Source organism: Streptomyces sp. NPDC111802, from assembly GCF_055634335.1.
In genome coordinates, this window is record NZ_JBVKCZ010000179.1 from 1 (window position 1) to 2476 (window position 2476).

Sequence of the window (2476 nt, forward strand, 5' to 3'; positions counted from 1 at the left end):
CAGGTAACCCACACATAGCCACGAAACGCGGCCACACCGCGCACCCTTGCGCCCTTGTGAACACGCGAAGGGGCTGTCAAGTTCGCGGCTCTGGCTCGTAGTCGGTGGTGACGCCGGGGCGCGGTCAGGGCAGGAGGACGCGGTGGCGGAGGAGGCCGAATCCGGCGCGTCCGTGCATCTGCCTCATGATCCTCTTGGTGCGGGTGTTGACGCCTTCGGTGCGGCCGTTGTGGTAGGGCAAGGTGAGGCCGGCGTTCATTGCGGACCGGTCGATTTCGAGACCGTTGGTGAAGCTGTGCAGGTGAGGCAGGTCGACTCTGTGAGTTTTACGTCGTTGTCCTCGGCCGGTTTGAGCAGGGTGGCGAAGCCGCGTACAAGATCGGTGAGTGCGGTCATCTCCGGGCAGGCCGCGGTGATCTTCTCCAGCAGGGTCGCTTCCTTCGGGCGCAGGTTTTCGGGGTCGGTGAGCAGGAGGCGGCTGGCGTGACGTGGGTCATGACGGGGCGGTCGCCTTCGGCTCGGCCCTGGTTGAGGTAGCGGACCAGGAGGTTTGCGCTGCCGGTGTGGCCCAGCTCCTTGTTCGAGTAGGTGGGTGACCGGGACGGCGGGATCCTCGGCACGGCGCCGGCGCAGGTGCTCGCGGTAGGGGTCGACGAGGGTGGGCCGGTAGGCGGGGGCGATGCGCAGGGCCTGGGTTCGGGCATGCGCGCGTAGCGTTTAACGGTGTTCAGGGCCAGGTTTAGGCGGCGGGCGCAGTCGAGGAGGCCGACGCCCTGGCCGAGGAGGTCGTGGATCTTGTTCCAGCGTTCGCGGGTGGTCTGCTCGCGTACTCCGCCGGGGCGGGGCCGGTTGATGGTGGCCCAGCAGCCGGCGTGCGCGCGGACCTCGAGCTGGACTTTGTCGCAGAGAGTTCGCCAGAGGTGCCATCGGTCGCTGACCTGCACCGCGTCGGGCAAGGCGCGGCGGACGGCCTCGGCATAGGCGGCCGAGCCGTCCTGGCACACGACCTCGACACCGGAATGTTCGCGCAGCCAGGACTCCAGGGTGGCCGCCTCACGGTCGGGCAGGACCGCAACGCGTCGGCCGGTCTCAGCATCCGTGATGATCGTGGCGTAGCGGTGGCGGCGGCGCAGGGCGAAATCATCCACACCGATCACCCGCGGGATCACCTGCTGCGGCAGTGGCAGGCGTCGCAAATGGCGCAGCGCGGTACTGCGGGACACGGGCATGGCCAGCAGACTGGCGAGGCGTGAGGCTGCCCGGCCGCACAACTCCCGCGCTACCTGGATATCTGCCGGGCGAGGCGCACCGTGCGGCGCTGATGACGCTCCAGCAGTCCGGGAATCTGCTCGCGGAAGGTCTGCCTCCGGCAGCCCAGGGCCGGACAGGCCAGCCGCCGTACGCGCAGGTGGACGACGACCGGCACGTCCCTCACCGTCCGGTGGTGACACCCGTGCACCTTCGCCGTCGGAGTCCCGCACACCGGACACGGCACCGCTACTTCCCGGGTCCGTGCCGTGACCACCACCGCGTCACCGCCTTCCACCACGTCCTCGACGACCAGCACCGACAACCCGGAAAACACCGCCCCGATAAGGGAGTTGAGGAGCCGGTCGCCGAACCGGAGCGGAGAGCCCGAACGGGATCCGGTAGGTGCGAAGGAAAGAGTGCGAGCGTCGCGAGTCTTGAGGCCGCCCGCTGGAGACGCCGGCGAAATTCTCCGGTCAGGCGCCCCGAGTCTCACAGCAAGGCTTGTTTCCAGCAACGCACTTGAGGCTGATTGTCCGATTCTCGCCGGGGGTTGATCGCCCAGGGATCGTCGTCCGCGGAGCGGGCGGTCGTGGTGCGTTTGGAGTGGGCCACGAGGAATTATGCGTTTACGCACGAGAGGGGACACTGGCCCTGCCTCCCGTCGGCTGTTCGAAGCGTTGGCCAGCCACGCCCCAGAAGGGCAGAATCAAAGACGCCGCGCGGGCCCAGGATCGCTTCACAACGGTCCCCCACACCCGCGCGGCTCTCCTCACACCACGGACTCCCACCCGATCACTCACGCATGACTGAGGCGCCCTGCGCTTCTCGGACAGCGGTTTTGAAGGATTCTTTATGCTGAGGCCTGCAACTCTTCGTACTCGGCGTGGACTTCTGCAGGGGTTCGGTAGCCAAGTCCGGAGTGGAGGCGTCGACGATTGTAGAACATCTCGATGTATCGAACGATCGCCCGATGTGCGTGGGCACGTTTCGGGAACGAAGTCCGGTGCACGAGTTCATTCTTGAGGGAACCGAAAAATGATTCGGCCATAGCATTATCCCAGCAGACTCCGGTACGGTCGACCGATGCTCTCAGGCTCAACGTCCTGAGTTTGCTTCGGAGTTCCCGGGAAGTGTATTGGGCGAGTTCAATCAGTCGTTGCAACACCGGCCTGTTGCAGCGAGCGTAGCTGCTCCTCGAAGACCTCGGCTGGTGTCCGCCAACCGA

Annotated in this window: 1 protein-coding gene and 1 pseudogene; both read right to left on the reverse strand. The window is 66.4% G+C overall.

Going from position 1 to position 2476, the window contains the following annotated elements; translation table 11 throughout:
• Positions 1 to 124 precede the first annotated feature (124 nt).
• Positions 125 to 1594: pseudogene (locus ACZ7NC_RS45165) on the reverse strand (ISL3 family transposase).
• A gap of 507 nt (positions 1595 to 2101) precedes the next feature.
• Positions 2102 to 2416, reverse strand: coding sequence for an integrase core domain-containing protein (locus ACZ7NC_RS45170; protein ID WP_471498172.1), 315 nt, complete (start codon positions 2414 to 2416; stop codon positions 2102 to 2104).
• Between the last annotated feature and the right edge of the window lie 60 nt (positions 2417 to 2476).